This is a genomic window from Salinivibrio proteolyticus (assembly GCF_001996165.1).
Lineage (GTDB): Bacteria > Pseudomonadota > Gammaproteobacteria > Enterobacterales > Vibrionaceae > Salinivibrio > Salinivibrio proteolyticus.
The window spans coordinates 1-15,235 of sequence record NZ_MUFP01000028.1 but is presented as its reverse complement, the minus strand read 5'-3'; the positions used below and the strand labels follow the sequence as shown (position 1 = coordinate 15,235).

Below are 15,235 nucleotides of genomic sequence, written 5' to 3'. Positions count from 1 at the left end.
GAGCCAGTATGGCCTTTGATTCTCTCGTGTGTGCCGCCTTGGAGACAGCATTAAATGGCGTGATCACACGCGATGCTGATAGCCAGCGCCGTTTGGCGCGCCTCAAAGGCCGTACGATTCGCGTTTCTTTGCAAGAGTGGAATAAGCAATTTGTCTTCGCGTTCAGCCAACGTGTGGATGTGCTCAGCCACTACGAAGCACAGCCTGACTGTGCACTCTCTCTCTCGCTTGCCGCGCTGCCTAAACTGCAACAAAAAGCCAATATTACCGCGCTGATCAAAGCTGATCAGCTGACGCTTGATGGCGATATCGATGTCGCCCAGCAATTCTCGCAACTGCTCAGCGGGTTGCAGTTTGATATTGCCGAGTGGCTCTCGCCCTATATGGGGGATGTGATGGCACATACTGTGGTGAGTCACGCCCAAAAGCGCTGGCAGCAAGCGAACCAACTTGCCTCGCGTCAGCAGCGCTACCTTGGCGAGGTATTAACCGAAGAATGGCGCGTGGCGCCGGGACCATTGGAAGTGGCTTACTTTTCGGATCAAGTCGATGAGATCCGCAGTGATGTTGCCAGACTTGAGGCGCGTTTTAAGCAGTTGGCTGAACGGATGGAGTCCTAATGACGCTCAGTGAAATTCGTCGTTTATATTTTATTATTCGCACCCTGCTGCTTTATGGGTTAGACGCCTTGTTGCCTAAGCAGCCGATCACCCGCTTAGCGCACCTGGGGCGCCAGTCTTTATTTTGGTTGAAAAACCAGCACCCCGATAAGTCGGTGGGTGAGCGACTGCGTTTGGCGCTGCAAAGCTTGGGCCCGGTGTGGGTGAAGCTTGGCCAGATGATGTCGACGCGCCGTGATCTTTTTCCCGCCGATATCGCCAACGAGTTGGCCCAGCTACAAGATAAAGTCGCGCCGTTTGATGGCCACAAAGCCAAGGCGCAAATCGAAGCCTCGCTGGGTGGCCCACTGGAGACCTGGTTCAGCGACTTTGATCCTAACCCACTCGCCTCCGCGTCGATCGCGCAAGTGCACACTGCCACCTTAAAATCGAACGGGCGTGAAGTGGTACTGAAGGTGATTCGTCCTGATATCTTGCCGGTGATTCAAGCTGACTTGCGCTTGATGTATCGCGTGGCACGGCTGGTGGCGCGTTTTCTGCCTGATGCTCGCCGGTTAAAACCGGTCGAAGTGATCCGCGAGTATGAAAAAACCTTGCTTGATGAACTGGACTTAATGCGCGAAGCGGCCAACACCATTCAGCTACGCCGCAACTTTGAAAACGACCCCGCGCTGTATGTGCCCGAAGTATTCAGTGACTACTGCCGCAAAGACGTAATGGTGTCTGAGCGTATCTATGGCATTCAAGTGTCGGATATCGAAGCGCTGGAAGCGAATGGCACTGATATGAAATTGCTCGCCGAGCGCGGGGTTGAGGTCTTCTTTACCCAAGTATTCCGAGATAGCTTTTTCCATGCGGACATGCACCCGGGCAACGTGTTTGTCTCCTACGAACACCCGCATGACCCACAGTGGATTGGACTGGACTGCGGAATTGTCGGCACCTTAAATCGTGACGATAAACGCTATTTAGCAGAAAATTTTATCGCGTTCTTTAACCGTGATTATCGCAAAGTCGCTGAGTTGCACGTCGATTCTGGCTGGGTGCCGCATGACACCAATGTGGATGATTTTGAGTTTGCCATCCGCACCGTATGTGAGCCTATTTTCGAAAAACCGCTGTGCGAAATCTCGTTCGGTAATGTTTTATTGAACCTATTTAACACCGCGCGCCGTTTTAATATGGAAGTGCAGCCACAGCTGGTACTGTTACAAAAAACCTTGCTCTACATCGAAGGACTGGGGCGTCAGCTCTACCCGCAGTTGGATCTCTGGACCACGGCCAAGCCGTTTTTAGAATCGTGGATGAAACAGCAAGTGGGGCCACAAGCGGTGTGGGCGGCGGTCAAAGAGAAAGCGCCATTTTGGGCTGAGAAGCTACCCGAGATCCCAGAGCTGGTGTATGACGGATTGCGTCAAGGGCGACAAATCAACCAACGGCTCGATGCTTACTATCATGGTTATTTGCAAACACGGCAACGTCATTCACGCGCCACTTACATGCTCGGTATTGGCGCCACCTTGCTACTGACAGCAACCATACTGTTTGCCAATCAGGTAGAGGTCTTACCTTCGGTCGCAGCCGGCGGCGCGGTGATTTTTTGGTTGTGGGGTTGGCGACTTTGTAATAAAACCTGTAATAAATAGCAGCTACACTGCTGCGTTCAATTGATGTAAACCAACACGTGGAAGGGAACCAGTATGGGTGGAATTAGTATTTGGCAGTTACTGATTATTGCAGTGATTGTGGTATTGCTATTTGGCACGAAAAAGCTTCGTAACATGGGCGGCGATTTAGGCTCAGCGGTGAAAGGCTTTAAGAAAGCCATGAACGACGACGAAGACAGCCCAAAAGGCAAAGACGCAGACTTCCAGCAAAAGACCCTTGATGATACTGGAGCTGAGACGTCAACAAACGAGCAAGCACGTAAAGATAAAGAGCAGGTATAACCGTGTTTGATATAGGTTTCTGGGAACTGGTGCTGATCGCCGTGATTGGCTTAGTGGTTCTGGGCCCAGAGCGACTGCCCGTCGCGATACGGAATGTGTCGCGTTGGGTGGGGGCAGCGAAGCGTATGGCGGGCTCTGTTCGAGATGAGCTCGAGCAAGAGCTTAAAATTAAAGAGCTGCAAGACAACTTACGCAAAGCCGAGCAGGCTGGCATGAAAGACCTTGACCCTGAGCTGCAGCAATCGGTGGATACCTTGCGTCAGCATGCTGCGGATGTCCAACGCCCTTATGCATCGTCGACAGAGAAACCGCGCCCTGAAGCATCGTCTTCAGAGCTGTCGCCGACCGATAAGCGATAAACGAGCAAGGCTACTATGTCCTCCGTAAATGATACCCAACCGCTAATTAGCCATTTGATGGAGCTGCGCAACCGCTTGTTGCGAGCGATCGTTGCGATTCTCGTCGTCTTTATTGGCTTGGTTTATTTTGCCAACGATATATACAGCGTGGTGGCACAGCCGCTGATTGATAAGCTGCCAGAAGGCGCGAGCATGATCGCCACGGATGTGGCGTCACCGTTTTTCACGCCGATAAAGCTGACGTTAGTGATATCGGTGTTCGTGGCGGTACCGGTGATTTTGTACCAAATTTGGGCGTTTGTAGCCCCCGGTTTGTATAAGCATGAACAGCGGTTAGTGTTGCCTTTATTGGTATCGAGTTCGTTGCTCTTCTACGCGGGCGTCGCGTTTGCCTATTGGGTGGTGCTGCCATTGGTGTTTGGTTTTTTCACCTCGATAGCGCCCGAAGGGGTGCAAGTGGCGACCGATATTGCTAGTTACCTCGATTTTATCTTGGCACTGTTTTTGGCGTTTGGTATCGCGTTTGAAATTCCCATCGCCATTATTTTGCTGGTTTGGACCGGCGCGACCAGTGCACAAAGCCTGCGTCAAAAACGCCCATACGTTATCGTCGCCGCGTTCGTAGTCGGTATGATGCTGACGCCACCGGATATGATTTCGCAAACCTTGCTCGCGATTCCTATGTGTTTATTGTTCGAGCTAGGTGTGTTGCTATCGCGCTTTTACGTGCCACGTGCGTCATCGGAATCGCAAGGGGCTAGTGAATGATCGATATTGGCGTGAACTTGACCAGCACGCGGTTTGATAAGGACAGAGACGCCGTGGTTGCGAGCGCGCAGCAAGCGGGCGTCACCGGTATGCTGCTGACAGGCACTAACCTGGAAGAAAGCGAAGCGGCGGCGGATCTCGCCACCCATTATCCGGCGTTTGCCTATGCCACCGCTGGCGTCCATCCGCATGATGCCAAGTCTGTCGACCCCGCGGATTTAACCGTTATCCGGCAGTTAGCGCAGCGCGCCGAGGTGGTGGCGATCGGTGAGTGTGGGCTCGACTTTAATCGAGACTTCTCGCCACGGCCGCAACAAGAAGCGGTCTTTGATGCGCAACTTGCGCTGGCGGCAGAGCTGTCGATGCCTGTGTTTATGCACTGTCGCGATGCGCACGATCGCTGGTTCGCGATTTTACGCCCTTGGCTCGATAAACTGCCCGCAGCGGTGCTGCATTGCTTTACTGGCGATGATCGCGCATTGCGTGAGTGCTTGGATGCTGGGTTATACATCGGCGTCACCGGATGGGTGTGTGATGAGCGCCGTGGACAAGCCTTGCAGCAGCAGGTTAGTTGGATCCCAGATGATAGGCTGATGATAGAAACCGACGCGCCGTATTTGCAGCCCCGCGATATACGCCCTCGGCCGAAAAGCAGCCGTAATGAGCCTAAATATTTGCCCCATATCGCACAAACTGTAGCACGGCTTCGCCAACAGTCTGTCGAACATGTTATTGACTGTACAACAAAAAACACCTTGCGCTGTTTTTCGATTCAGTGACGGGGTGAACAACCCAGTGAGGCAGTCTTCTGCCCCAAAGCCCAGGTCTGCAACATAAAGGAGGATACAGTGAGCGTATCCATTCAAGGCGCCTTTCCTGCTCGACGCCTGCGTCGTACACGCAAAACTGACTTTAGCCGCCGTATGGTGGCGGAACATTCATTGTCCGCGAGTGATTTGATTTACCCTGTTTTCATTTTGATGGGCAAAAATCGTCGTGAGCCGGTGGAGTCGATGCCCGGTATTGAGCGGATGTCGATTGACCTGCTGTTGTATGAAGCGGATTACTTGGCCAAGCTAGGTGTGCCGGCGATTGCACTATTCCCGGTGATCCCGAAGGAATTTAAAACCGCCTGTGCCTCTGAAGCCTTCAACCCCGAAGGGCTGGTGCCACGCGCGGTACGCTTGCTCAAAGAGCATGTGCCACAAATGGGTGTGATCACTGATGTGGCGTTGGACCCTTACACCATCCACGGCCAAGACGGGATCATTGATGACGACGGCTATGTGATGAACGAGCCCACCACCGAAGTGCTGATCAAACAAGCTTTGTCACACGCCGAGGCGGGTGTGGATATTGTTGCGCCGTCAGACATGATGGATGGGCGCATCGGTCGTATTCGAGACGCACTAGAGAAAAACGGCCACATCAATACCCAAATCATGGCGTACTCTGCCAAGTATGCCTCTAACTATTATGGTCCGTTCCGCGATGCGTTAGGTTCTGCGGCGAACCTGAAAGGGGGCAATAAAGCCAATTACCAAATGGATCCGGCCAACAGTGACGAAGCGCTGCATGAAGTGGCGATGGATATTGCTGAAGGGGCGGATACCGTCATGGTTAAACCGGGGATGCCGTATTTGGATGTGGTGCGCCGGGTGAAAAGTGAACTCAAAGTGCCAACCTTTGCTTACCAAGTCTCTGGTGAGTACGCCATGCACAAAGCGGCGATCGATAATGGCTGGTTAAAAGAGCGCGAGACAGTGATGGAATCACTCTTGTGCTTTAAACGTGCGGGTGCGGACGGCATTTTGACTTACTTTGCTAAACAAGTTGCCGAGTGGCTTGCTGAAGATGCAGGTGTGCCGTTGCCGCCGCGTCCTGAAGAGACCGTGGGATAAAAAAAGACCGCGCGATCAACCACGCCCTGGCTATTTGGTCAGGGCGTTTTGGTTGTGTGGCGGTTGCGTCATGATAGATACAGGGATAAAGCGTATCACCACGCAAAAATTAGGGGATTACGTTGCGGTTGATGGGGTTCTGTAGTGAGATCAGCGTTTCGGTGGATTGGACTTCATCGATGGCTTGTAGCTTGTCAATCAGCACAAACTGTAACTCTTCAATGGAGCGGCACATCAGCTTCACAAAGATGTTATAGGCGCCGGTGGTGTAGTAAGCCTCAACGACCTCATCAAGCTGATTCAGCTTATCGAGCGCAGAGTGATAGTCCCGCGCGGCTTTGAGGTTGATGCCAATAAAGCAGCACACGTCGTAGCCAAGCTTTTTGGTGTTCACCAATATTTCGGTACCTTCGATAATGCCAGCTGCTTTCATTTTCTCCACGCGCACGTGAACTGTCGCGGGACTCACTTGGAACTGCTTGGCCATTTCCGCGTAAGGCACGCGCGCATCGTCGAGGAGTGTGGACAGAATACGACGATCGAGATCATCCAGTTTGGGTAAATCGTTCATTGTTGTCGTCTTGTAGTTGTAGCTAAGCCATGTTTTCCGCTGTCTCAGTTGCTTGACAGTCAATTGAGCATCTAATGTAGGGTATCGCGTTGTCTATGAAGATACCAATAAACCAACAGGAAGTGGGCGTGGGGATCAAATACCTTTTTGGCGTGTTAATACTGATGTGTACCTGCGCCGTGAGTGCAGCTCAACAACAAGTCTTGGTCGTGCACTCCTATCATCCCGGGTTCTTTTGGAATCAAGCGTTGGTCGAAGGATTAAATACGGCGACGCAAGGGCACGATATCGGCTTTCAGCATACTTACTTAGAAAGTAAGCGTTACCAATCAGAAGCCTATCGCGAACAGCTGAAAAAACTCTATATCCAAAAACTCGCCAGCCAGCGTTTCGATGCCATTTTAACCACAGACAACGCCGCGCTATGGTTGATGCACGAGCTCCACGACTACGTAGGAGACACGCCCGTGGTGTACGCGGGGCTGAATAACTTTGGCCGCCAACATTACCCGCTGCTACCGCGTGTGACTGGGGTGAAAGAAGAGGTCGACTTACCTCGCAACTTGGCGTTGATGAAACGCCTCCATCCTGATTTAGAACGTGTTTACCTGTTGCTGGATAACACCTTTTCAAGTCGTCAGTACTGGAATGTGGTACAAGCGCAGCTAGCGCACAGTGACCTGTCGGGTATCGAAGTGGTTCGCCTATCAGACTTATCGTTTCAGGCACTGCATGACCGTATCCAAGCGATGCATGAGGGTGAGGGCGTCTTTTATCTTTCTTACTTTCGCGACAACCAAGGCGGCTTTATGACCCGTCAAGAATACCTCGAAACCATTGTGGGTGAAGCCCCCGTTCCCGTGTATGGGGCGATGAGCTTTATGCTCGGCCACGGGGTGATTGGCGGTGTGGTGATTGATGGGGTTGAGCAGGGTAAGAACCAAGGTGAGTTGCTACTGAAAGTGCTGTCGGGTGATCTGCCCGCTGAGCGCGACAGCACCAATGTCACCATGTTTGATTACCCTTTGGTCAAACGGTGGGATTTGGATATTAGCGATCTACGTTCAGCGGTGATCACTAATCGTCCGCAGTCGTTATGGCAGGCCCACAAAATAACCGTACAAGCGGTGTCTTTGTCCGTGCTGGTGTTGGGTAGCATCATTGTTATGCTTTGGGCCAATGTGCGTCAGCTGCGTCGTAGTGAGTCGGCACTAATGCGTCACCGTGCCATGCTCAAAGGGGTGTTCGACCAGAGTAATCAGTTTATCGCCTTGCTTGATGGCAATGGGATTCTGCTGTCAGGCAATTCCAGTTTTAATCAGTTGGTGGATGTAACTCGCCAATATCAGGCAAGACCGCTCTGGTTTTGGCCGATATGGCGTAACCCTGCACGCTTAGAGTCGCACCTAAAGTTAACTGAAACGACCCAGCCCCGGCGTTTTGAACTGTGTTTGAGTGAGGCGCACCGTGAATTGATCTTGGATGTGGCGGTTAAAAGCTTTCCTGGTGAAGCCGGTCAACCCCGTATTCTGTTTGAAGCGCGCGATATTACCCAACGTAAGCACACCGAGGAGAAACTGCAACGCAGTGAAATTGAATACCGGATGCTTTACGAACAGCAACCGGTGATCTTGCTGACCGTCGATCAGCAAGCACGGATCCAATCTATCAACCAATATGCGGCAGAGCTTTTCGGTTACAACAAATCAAGCCTCCTTGGCCATAAAATCACTGAGTTGTATGCCGAGCAGCATGAGCCACCCCACCGAATGGTGCGCCGCCCACAAGACAATGACGAGCAACTTTGGCGCCGAGAGATCCCTTATCGCTCTAAAAAGGGCCAGACCTTGTGGGTGAGAGAAACGGTTCGTGCCATGCACACTCAGGCACAGATACTGGTGGTCGGCGAAGACATTACTGCGCACCGAGAGATGGAAAGCCAACTGATGTATCAAGCGCATCATGACTACTTAACCGGTCTCTATAACCGCAGTTATTTTGAACAGAAGCTGGCCGATGCCTTGGTTCAGGCCCGCGAAGACGATCAGTGCCATGCGATGTTCTATATCGATATGGACCAATTTAAGCTGATTAATGACACCGCAGGCCATGAAGCCGGGGATGAAGCGTTAAAGCAAGTGGCGTTGATTGTAAGTCATCACTTACCTTCTGGCGCGGTACTATCAAGGCTTGGGGGCGATGAGTTTGGTGTTTTGGTGTATCACTGTGATGCTACCCGTGCGGTGAGTTGGGGAAAATCATTGCTGGCAGCCTTGGCGCGAAGTGAGTTCTTTTGGCATGACAGCCGGATGCGGTTGGAGTGTTCCTTAGGGATCCGCTTACTGGACCGCACCGCCGGCTCTCCGCAGCAAGTGCATGCCCAAGCTGATACAGCCTGCTATGCCGCTAAAGATGAGGGGCGTAACCGGCTCCATCTTTATCATCCGGACGATGAAGAATTGAAACGTCGCGAGCAAGAAATGGCCTATGTCAGCCATATTCATGAAGCCATTGCCGCAGACCGCTTTGAAGTGTATGCACAGCGCATTGTGAATATTAGCGGCGCACCCCAGCGTAAGCTTTATATGGAAGTGTTAGTTCGGATGCGGGATACCCAAGGTGGCTGGATCTCACCTGGGCTATTTATTCCCGCCGCAGAGCGCTACAACATGGCGCATCAACTCGATACGGTGGTGGTGAAGAAAACCTTGGGCTGGTTCGCTGCGCATCCCGAGCACGTTGATAAGTTGGGTATGGTGTCGATTAATCTATCCGGCCGCTCCATTGCGCAAAAAGAGTTTGTGCAATTTTTGGTACACGCTATCAAAGACAGTGTGATACCCAGCCGACGCATCTGCTTAGAGATCACTGAAACGGCCGCCATCAGTAACATGACCAGTGCGATGGATTTGTTTTCACGTCTTAAAGCGTTGGGCTGCTTTATTGCACTCGATGACTTTGGTGCGGGTATCTCATCGTTTGGTTACTTGAAGCGTTTACCGGTTGATATCGTGAAAATTGATGGGCAATTTGTGCGTGACATTGCCAAGGACGACACTGATTTTGCGATGGTGAAAGCCATTAACGACCTTGCCAAGCAAATGGGCAAAAAAACCGTGGCTGAGTTTGTTGAAAATAGCGAGATTTTAGAGAAATTGCGTTTACTCGGGATCGATTACGCACAAGGTTATCACTTTAGTGTACCAGCGCCGCTGGAGCAGCAAGTGAGAGGCTGGCCCGAGACACAGAACAGCGTGAAGGAAAAAATCCATCTCTGATATACTCGGCCAATCATTGGCTGTGGAGATCCAACGTGCAACTGACCCTTATCTGTGATGTCGCAGAGAAACAACAAGAATTTGAAAGGCTAACAAGTAAGTGGTCACTCACTCATGAGGATGATTCGCCGTTTGCGTTGGTGATGACAGAGACACGGTTGGAGCTTCGCAAACAAGATGAGCCTAAATTAGGAGCGGTCTACGTTGATTTTGTCGACGGGGCGGTCGGTCATCGCCGTAAGTTTGGTGGTGGCAAAGGCCAAGCGATCGCGAAAGCGGTGGGATTAAATAAAGGCGTGACACCGCGTGTTCTTGATGCCACCGCTGGGCTTGGGCGTGATGGGTTTGTTCTTGCTTCGCTTGGCTGTGAGGTACAGTTGATTGAACGTCATCCTGTGGTGGCAGCGTTGTTGGATGATGGTCTGCAGCGCGCTTATCAGGATGCAGAAATTGGCACTTGGATGCGCGCTCGCATGACCTTGTTGCATGCAAGCAGCGCGCAGGCTCTCACCGAGATGGCGCAAACACCCGGGCTACAGCGGCCAGATGTGGTTTATCTTGACCCCATGTATCCGCATAAAAAAAAGGCCGCGTTAGTCAAAAAAGAAATGCGTGTCTTTCAATCCTTAGTCGGGGCGGACACAGATGCAGATAACCTGTTAGACCCTGCATTGGCACTGGCACGCAGTCGTGTGGTGGTTAAACGTCCAGATTATGCTGAGCCGTTAGCCGGCATGGCCCCCCATTCGAGCATTGAGACAAAGAAAAACCGCTTTGATATGTATATCAATGCAGCACTTACGGTGGAGCGTTAGGTGGCTAAGTCGCTGTGTAAATGGCGTCGCGGAGATGTGGATGCTGAGTTAGAGCTGCTCGCGACGATTGTTTCGCCGCCTTGCGTGGCGTGCAGTAAATGTGCGCGTGTGGCCAGAGATAAAAGCTATTTGTGTCGACCTACGCCTTTGCCTGCATCGTCTGAATCAGTGACGAAAAAGGTGAAGAAAAAAGCCAAGGATGAAAAGCTAACCAAAAAAGCCCTGAAAAAGGGTAAGAAAAGCACAAAGACGGCAAAAAGCAAAAAAGAGAAGAAAAAGGCCAAAGCCAGTAAAAACCCCTAGCCTGAAGGTACAGGAATAGACTCCATGGTTACCCATGGAGTCAGCGGTGATTAATCGAGGCCTTTAACCATCAACACGGTCAACAGACCCGTGATAACGGAAACGATCAGGCCAGAAACGATTAACCAAGGCAACATATCCATCATGATTCGCACTCACTTCTATTATTGATATTGGGGGAAAAGCGAGCATGATTGGACCTGAGTTTTGCCACATCTACAATGTGCTAGACGCAGGCGGTTAATCTTAGTAACGATTAGAAACAAGGTGATGATAAGCTAATCAACAAGCCCTTGTCGCTTGTAGGTGAATCACCGTCTTCAGTAAAAAAGGATTGAGCATGAGTGACAGCCACGGAAAGACAGATCACGACGCAAGCGTGTGGGACAAAGAGGAAGCCTTAAGTCGGTTGATGGATAGCCAAGCCTTGCTCGATGAAGCCTGTACCATCTTTGTCGAAGAGACTGAGGAGCAGCTTCCAACCATGGCACAACAGATTGCAGTGGCAGATTTTGCTAACTTGGCGCGTGAAGCGCACAAGCTAAAGGGTAGTGCCAGTAACCTAGCGGCGATTGAACTGCAACAACAAGCGTTAGCCTTGGAGCTGGCAGCAAAACAGGATAATGCTGATGCCGCGTCCGTGTTGTTGGTGGATATCAAAGAAGGCTTGGCACGCTTTTGTGCGCAGTGGAGTAAATAAAAACGCCGAGCACAGTGCTCGGCGTTGCTCTTACCGATACCGGGTTTAGCGCATGGTAACAAACTCTTCTGAACCGGTCGGGTGAATCGCGACCACACTGTCAAAATCTGCTTTTGTCGCTCCCATTTTCATCGCGACGGCAAATCCTTGGATCATTTCATCGACGGTGAAGCCGATACCGTGAAGGCCCACGACTTTTTCATCGTCACCGGCACACACTAGTTTCATTTTACAAGGTTGGCGGTGCTGGGTGACGGCCGTATACATCGCAGCAAACGTCGAGGTGTAGACCTTGATATTGTCATCCCCATATTTGGCGCGCGCTTCGGGCTCGGTCAAGCCAATAGTGCCGATTGGCGGATGGCTAAATACCACGGTTGGGACGAGGTCATAGTCCATTTTTGCCTCGCTCTGGCCATTGAATAGGCGCTCCGAGAGCAGACGACCTGCTTTTACCGCCACAGGGGTGAGCTCAATGCCACCATCCATAATGTCACCGACACAGTAAATGCCCGGCACGCTGGTGGTTTGGTAAGGGTCTACCTTAATGTAGCCGTCCGCGGTGGTTTGTACATCGGTCGCGGCCAAATTGATCTTGTCGGTGGTTGGATGGCGGCCAATCGCCCAGATCAGTGTGTCTGTGTTATGCGTGGTGCCGTTCTCGAACGCAAGGGTCAGGCTGCCGTCGCTTTCTTTGGTGACAGAGACAGGCACCGACTGGGTATGCAGAGTCGGGCCTTCTTTTTCAATCACTTCGACCAAGGTGTCAGTCACCAAGGGGTCAAAGCTTCGCAGCGGACGGTCTTTGCGCACAAACAAGTGGGTATCTGACCCTAGCGCATGCAGTACGCCTGCGATTTCAACCGCAATATAGCCAGCACCGACTACGGCGACACGCTTAGGTTGTTCGGTGAGGGCAAAGAAACCATCTGAGTCGATGCCATGTTCAGCACCGGGAATGTTCGGAATCGTGGGGGTGCCACCAACCGCAATCAAGATATGATCGGCGGTGTAGTGTTCGCCGTCCACCTCGACGGTTTTGTTATCGACAAAGCGCGCAAAGCCGTGAATGACATCAATGTTGTTTTTACCCAACACGTTTTCGTAGGCTTTGTGGATACGGCCAATGTAGGCTTCGCGGTTATTGATCAAGGTTGACCAGTCAAAGCCTTTCACTTCAACATCAAATCCATAATCCGGGGCATAAAGATTGAGGGCTTCGGCAACTTGCGCGCCATGCCACATCACTTTTTTGGGCACACAGCCCACGTTTACACAGGTTCCACCGAGGTGTTTTGCTTCAATCAGGGCGACTTTGGCACCGTGCATCGCGGCACGGTTGGCAGAGGCAATACCGCCGCTGCCGCCACCGATACAGATGTAGTCGAAATGCTTCGCCATGTCTTTCTCCATCTTATACGCACGAGCGTGCTTCTGGCTTTTGTTTCGTGGTCAGCTTGTCGCGTTTCAGGTCGCTTGTAAAGTGGCGCCGCGCTGACCATTGAGGTTGAGTGAATGTAAGCTTATCAAACCTGTGGTGTGGCGGCAGTCTCAGAATCATTTTGTAACGGTCGCAATCTGTATAAGTTGGAGTGTGGGGATTGAAAAGCGTTCTCACAGACGGCATATACATGAGGTCACTTATCGTTTAGACGCGCGAAGCACGGGCGTCTCGTCAGCAAAAAGGAAGGCATTATGTCCAACCCGCTACTTCAGTTTGAGGATTTACCTCCATTTTCAGCGATCAATCCAGAGCATGTTAAGCCGGCAGTGGACGCCGCAATTGCCGATTGTCGCCAAGCAGTCGAGCAGGCGGCTGAGCAAGCGTCGCCAAGTTGGGAGACGGTTTGTGCTCCGCTCGCCGAAGTCGAAGATCGCCTCAGTCGTTTATGGTCGCCAGTAAGCCATATGAACGCGGTAGTTAACAGCAAACCACTACGTGAAGCCTACGAAAGCTGCCTGCCGCTGTTGTCGGAATATTCGACGTGGCGCGGCCAGCACAAAGGCTTGTATCAGGCCTATAAAGCCATCAAAGATAGCGCGGATTTTTCATCGCTCGATACGGCCAAGCAAAAAGCCATCACTGATGCGCTGCGTGATTTTGAGCTGTCTGGCATTGCGCTGCCTGCCGATCAACAACACCGTTTTGGGGAAATTCAAAAACGCTTGTCGGAGCTTTCCTCTTCATTTAGCAACAATGTGCTGGATGCCACCATGGGGTGGAGCAAGCTGGTGAGTGATAAAAGTGAGTTAGCGGGCTTGCCCGAATCAGCGCTGAACGCAGCGAAAGCGCAAGCTGAGAGTAAATCTCAGCAAGGTTACTTACTGACCCTCGATATTCCTTCGTACTTACCGGTCATGATGTACTGCGATAACCAAGCCTTACGTCAAGAAATGTATGAAGCCTTCTCTACGCGCGCCTCTGATCGTGGACCGCAAGCCGGCCAGTGGGACAACACCGAGCTGATGAATGAGTCGCTACGTTTAAAATATGAACTGGCGCGCTTGTTGGGCTTTAACAACTACAGCGAGCTGTCGCTGGCGACCAAAATGGCAGAGAGCCCCGAGCAGGTGATGGGCTTTTTGAATGAGCTGGTCAGCAAAGCCCGCCCACAAGGCGAGCGGGAGTTCGCGGAAGTGAAAGCTTACGCCAAGCAAGAGTTCGGGGTAGAGACGCTGGAGCCTTGGGATATTCCTTACTACAGCGAAAAGCTCAAGCAGGCACGCTATGCGATTTCTGACGAGGCGCTACGTCCTTACTTCCCAGAATCGCGCGTATTAAGTGGCCTGTTTGAAGTCATGAAACGTGTGTTTGGCATGACGGTAACCGAACGCCAAGGCGTCGATACGTGGCATAAAGATGTGCGTTTTTATGACATTCACGACAGTGAGGGCACGCTACGCGGGAGTTTCTATTTAGACTTGTACGCGCGTGAGAATAAGCGTGGCGGAGCATGGATGGATGAGTGTCGTGTTCGTCGCCGTAAAACAAATGGCGAGTTACAAACGCCGGTGGCGTACTTGACCTGTAACTTCAATCCCCCTGTCGGTGATGATCCTGCGCTGTTTACCCATGACGAAGTTGAAACGCTGTTCCACGAGTTCGGTCACGGCATTCACCACATGCTGACACAAGTCGAAGTGGCGGATGTGTCGGGGATCAACGGTGTGCCTTGGGATGCGGTAGAGCTGCCGAGCCAGTTTTTGGAGAACTGGTGCTGGGAGCAAGAGGCGCTGAGCTTTATCTCGGGTCACTATCAAACGGGAGAAGCCTTGCCGGACGATATGCTAGAGAAAATGCTGGCGGCGAAAAACTTCAATTCGGCGATGGCGATGTTGCGCCAGCTCGAATTCAGCTTGTTCGACTTTAGCTTGTTCAGTCAGTTTGACCCCGAGGTGGGCCCACGGATCATGGAAACGCTTAACGCCGTACGTGAGCAGGTTTCTGTGGTGCCCACGCCAGAGTGGAATCGCTTCCCGCATGCGTTTGGGCACATCTTTGCGGGTGGCTACAGCGCGGGTTATTACAGCTACAAATGGGCTGAAGTGCTGTCGAGCGATGCCTATTCTCGCTTTGAAGAAGAAGGGATCTTTAATCGCGAAACCGGTGAAGACTTCCTCAACCATATCCTCAGTCGTGGGGGAAGCGAAGCGCCGATGGCGTTGTTTGTTCGCTTCCGTGGCCGTGAGCCAAGCCCTGATGCGCTGCTGCGTCACAGTGGTATTTCTGCGTAGTCACGCGACGATTGACCAAGTAAAAGCCCGCGCTAGGCGTAATGCCGATCAGTTAAGCAAAAAATGATCGGTTGAACGATCCTGAGAGGGTGTCAAAATCCGAGTGTTTCTGCACACTCGGATTTTTTATGTTCTTAAGACAAGCCCTCGACCGAATACATCAATTCTCTGCTGACCAACTCAATGGTCTATCCGATCTCCTTTGCCCTGAACTCATTCACCAATGTCTTGAGGAC

At 51.8% G+C, this 15,235-nt stretch carries 14 protein-coding genes; 12 read left to right on the top strand and 2 right to left on the bottom strand.

All coding sequences use genetic code 11. From position 1 onward, the window contains the following. Positions 1-8 precede the first annotated feature (8 nt). From BZJ19_RS15940 to hemB, 7 genes are all read left to right on the top strand, one after another. Positions 9-620 carry a ubiquinone biosynthesis accessory factor UbiJ gene (locus BZJ19_RS15940; protein WP_069588232.1) on the top strand — a complete coding sequence of 204 codons (612 nt, stop codon included), beginning with the start codon at positions 9-11 and terminating at the stop codon, positions 618-620. Further along, positions 620-2,266, top strand: coding sequence for a ubiquinone biosynthesis regulatory protein kinase UbiB (ubiB, locus tag BZJ19_RS15935; RefSeq protein WP_077456835.1), 1,647 nt, complete (start codon positions 620-622; stop codon positions 2,264-2,266). The genes BZJ19_RS15940 and ubiB overlap by 1 nt, the downstream gene beginning before the upstream one ends. A gap of 54 nt (positions 2,267-2,320) precedes the next feature. Next, on the top strand, positions 2,321-2,569 hold the full coding sequence (tatA, locus tag BZJ19_RS15930) for a Sec-independent protein translocase subunit TatA (protein WP_077676349.1): 249 nt from the start codon (positions 2,321-2,323) through the stop codon (positions 2,567-2,569). Between the two features lie 2 nt (positions 2,570-2,571). After that, entirely contained in the window at positions 2,572-2,928 is a 357-nt protein-coding gene (gene tatB / locus BZJ19_RS15925) for a Sec-independent protein translocase protein TatB (RefSeq protein ID WP_077676348.1), read from the top strand. A 15-nt stretch (positions 2,929-2,943) separates the two neighbouring features. Beyond that, positions 2,944-3,696 carry a twin-arginine translocase subunit TatC gene (gene tatC / locus BZJ19_RS15920; RefSeq protein WP_077676347.1) on the top strand — a complete coding sequence of 251 codons (753 nt, stop codon included), beginning with the start codon at positions 2,944-2,946 and terminating at the stop codon, positions 3,694-3,696. Continuing rightward, positions 3,693-4,475: a TatD family hydrolase gene (locus tag BZJ19_RS15915; RefSeq protein ID WP_077676346.1), complete on the top strand. Its 783-nt coding sequence runs from the start codon at positions 3,693-3,695 to the stop codon at positions 4,473-4,475. Before tatC ends, BZJ19_RS15915 begins: the two co-directional genes overlap by 4 nt. Positions 4,476-4,544: 69 nt before the next feature. Continuing rightward, complete coding sequence (hemB, locus tag BZJ19_RS15910) at positions 4,545-5,597, top strand: porphobilinogen synthase (RefSeq protein WP_069588220.1); 1,053 nt, start codon at positions 4,545-4,547, stop codon at positions 5,595-5,597. 109 nt (positions 5,598-5,706) lie between these two features. On the opposite strand, the gene asnC is transcribed toward hemB, so the two are convergent. After that, positions 5,707-6,168, bottom strand: coding sequence for a transcriptional regulator AsnC (gene asnC / locus BZJ19_RS15905; RefSeq protein WP_069588218.1), 462 nt, complete (start codon positions 6,166-6,168; stop codon positions 5,707-5,709). 95 nt (positions 6,169-6,263) lie between these two features. Between asnC and BZJ19_RS15900 the strand changes: the two genes are divergently transcribed. From BZJ19_RS15900 to BZJ19_RS15885, 4 genes are all read left to right on the top strand, one after another. Beyond that, positions 6,264-9,446 carry an ABC transporter substrate binding protein gene (locus tag BZJ19_RS15900; protein WP_235608274.1) on the top strand — a complete coding sequence of 1,061 codons (3,183 nt, stop codon included), beginning with the start codon at positions 6,264-6,266 and terminating at the stop codon, positions 9,444-9,446. 35 nt (positions 9,447-9,481) lie between these two features. Next, a complete protein-coding gene (locus tag BZJ19_RS15895) occupies positions 9,482-10,261 on the top strand; it encodes a class I SAM-dependent methyltransferase (protein WP_077456827.1) in 780 nt (259 codons plus the stop codon). Then, complete coding sequence (locus BZJ19_RS15890; protein WP_077676345.1) at positions 10,262-10,564, top strand: hypothetical protein; 303 nt, start codon at positions 10,262-10,264, stop codon at positions 10,562-10,564. Positions 10,565-10,904: 340 nt separating this feature from the next. Beyond that, positions 10,905-11,264 (top strand): Hpt domain-containing protein, encoded by a 360-nt coding sequence (locus BZJ19_RS15885; protein ID WP_077456823.1) that lies wholly within the window; start codon positions 10,905-10,907, stop codon positions 11,262-11,264. Positions 11,265-11,309: 45 nt separating this feature from the next. Here the strand turns inward: BZJ19_RS15885 and gorA are convergent, their stop codons facing one another. Continuing rightward, positions 11,310-12,665, bottom strand: coding sequence for a glutathione-disulfide reductase (gene gorA / locus BZJ19_RS15880; protein WP_077456821.1), 1,356 nt, complete (start codon positions 12,663-12,665; stop codon positions 11,310-11,312). Between the two features lie 294 nt (positions 12,666-12,959). Here gorA and prlC point away from each other — a divergent pair, with 294 nt between their 5' ends. After that, positions 12,960-14,999: an oligopeptidase A gene (gene prlC / locus BZJ19_RS15875; RefSeq protein WP_077676344.1), complete on the top strand. Its 2,040-nt coding sequence runs from the start codon at positions 12,960-12,962 to the stop codon at positions 14,997-14,999. The last annotated feature ends 236 nt before the right edge of the window (positions 15,000-15,235 follow it).

What these genes read in the sequence shown, in the direction of transcription:
- BZJ19_RS15940 (WP_069588232.1), top strand. Translation starts at nt 9, where the DNA reads ATGGCCTTTGATTCTCTCGTGTGTGCCGCCTTGGAGACAGCATTAAAT.
- ubiB (WP_077456835.1), top strand. Translation starts at nt 620, where the DNA reads ATGACGCTCAGTGAAATTCGTCGTTTATATTTTATTATTCGCACCCTG.
- tatA (WP_077676349.1), top strand. Translation starts at nt 2,321, where the DNA reads ATGGGTGGAATTAGTATTTGGCAGTTACTGATTATTGCAGTGATTGTG.
- tatC (WP_077676347.1), top strand. Translation starts at nt 2,944, where the DNA reads ATGTCCTCCGTAAATGATACCCAACCGCTAATTAGCCATTTGATGGAG.
- BZJ19_RS15915 (WP_077676346.1), top strand. Translation starts at nt 3,693, where the DNA reads ATGATCGATATTGGCGTGAACTTGACCAGCACGCGGTTTGATAAGGAC.
- asnC (WP_069588218.1), bottom strand. Translation starts at nt 6,168, where the DNA reads ATGAACGATTTACCCAAACTGGATGATCTCGATCGTCGTATTCTGTCC.
- BZJ19_RS15900 (WP_235608274.1), top strand. Translation starts at nt 6,264, where the DNA reads ATGAAGATACCAATAAACCAACAGGAAGTGGGCGTGGGGATCAAATAC.
- BZJ19_RS15885 (WP_077456823.1), top strand. Translation starts at nt 10,905, where the DNA reads ATGAGTGACAGCCACGGAAAGACAGATCACGACGCAAGCGTGTGGGAC.
- gorA (WP_077456821.1), bottom strand. Translation starts at nt 12,665, where the DNA reads ATGGCGAAGCATTTCGACTACATCTGTATCGGTGGCGGCAGCGGCGGT.
- prlC (WP_077676344.1), top strand. Translation starts at nt 12,960, where the DNA reads ATGTCCAACCCGCTACTTCAGTTTGAGGATTTACCTCCATTTTCAGCG.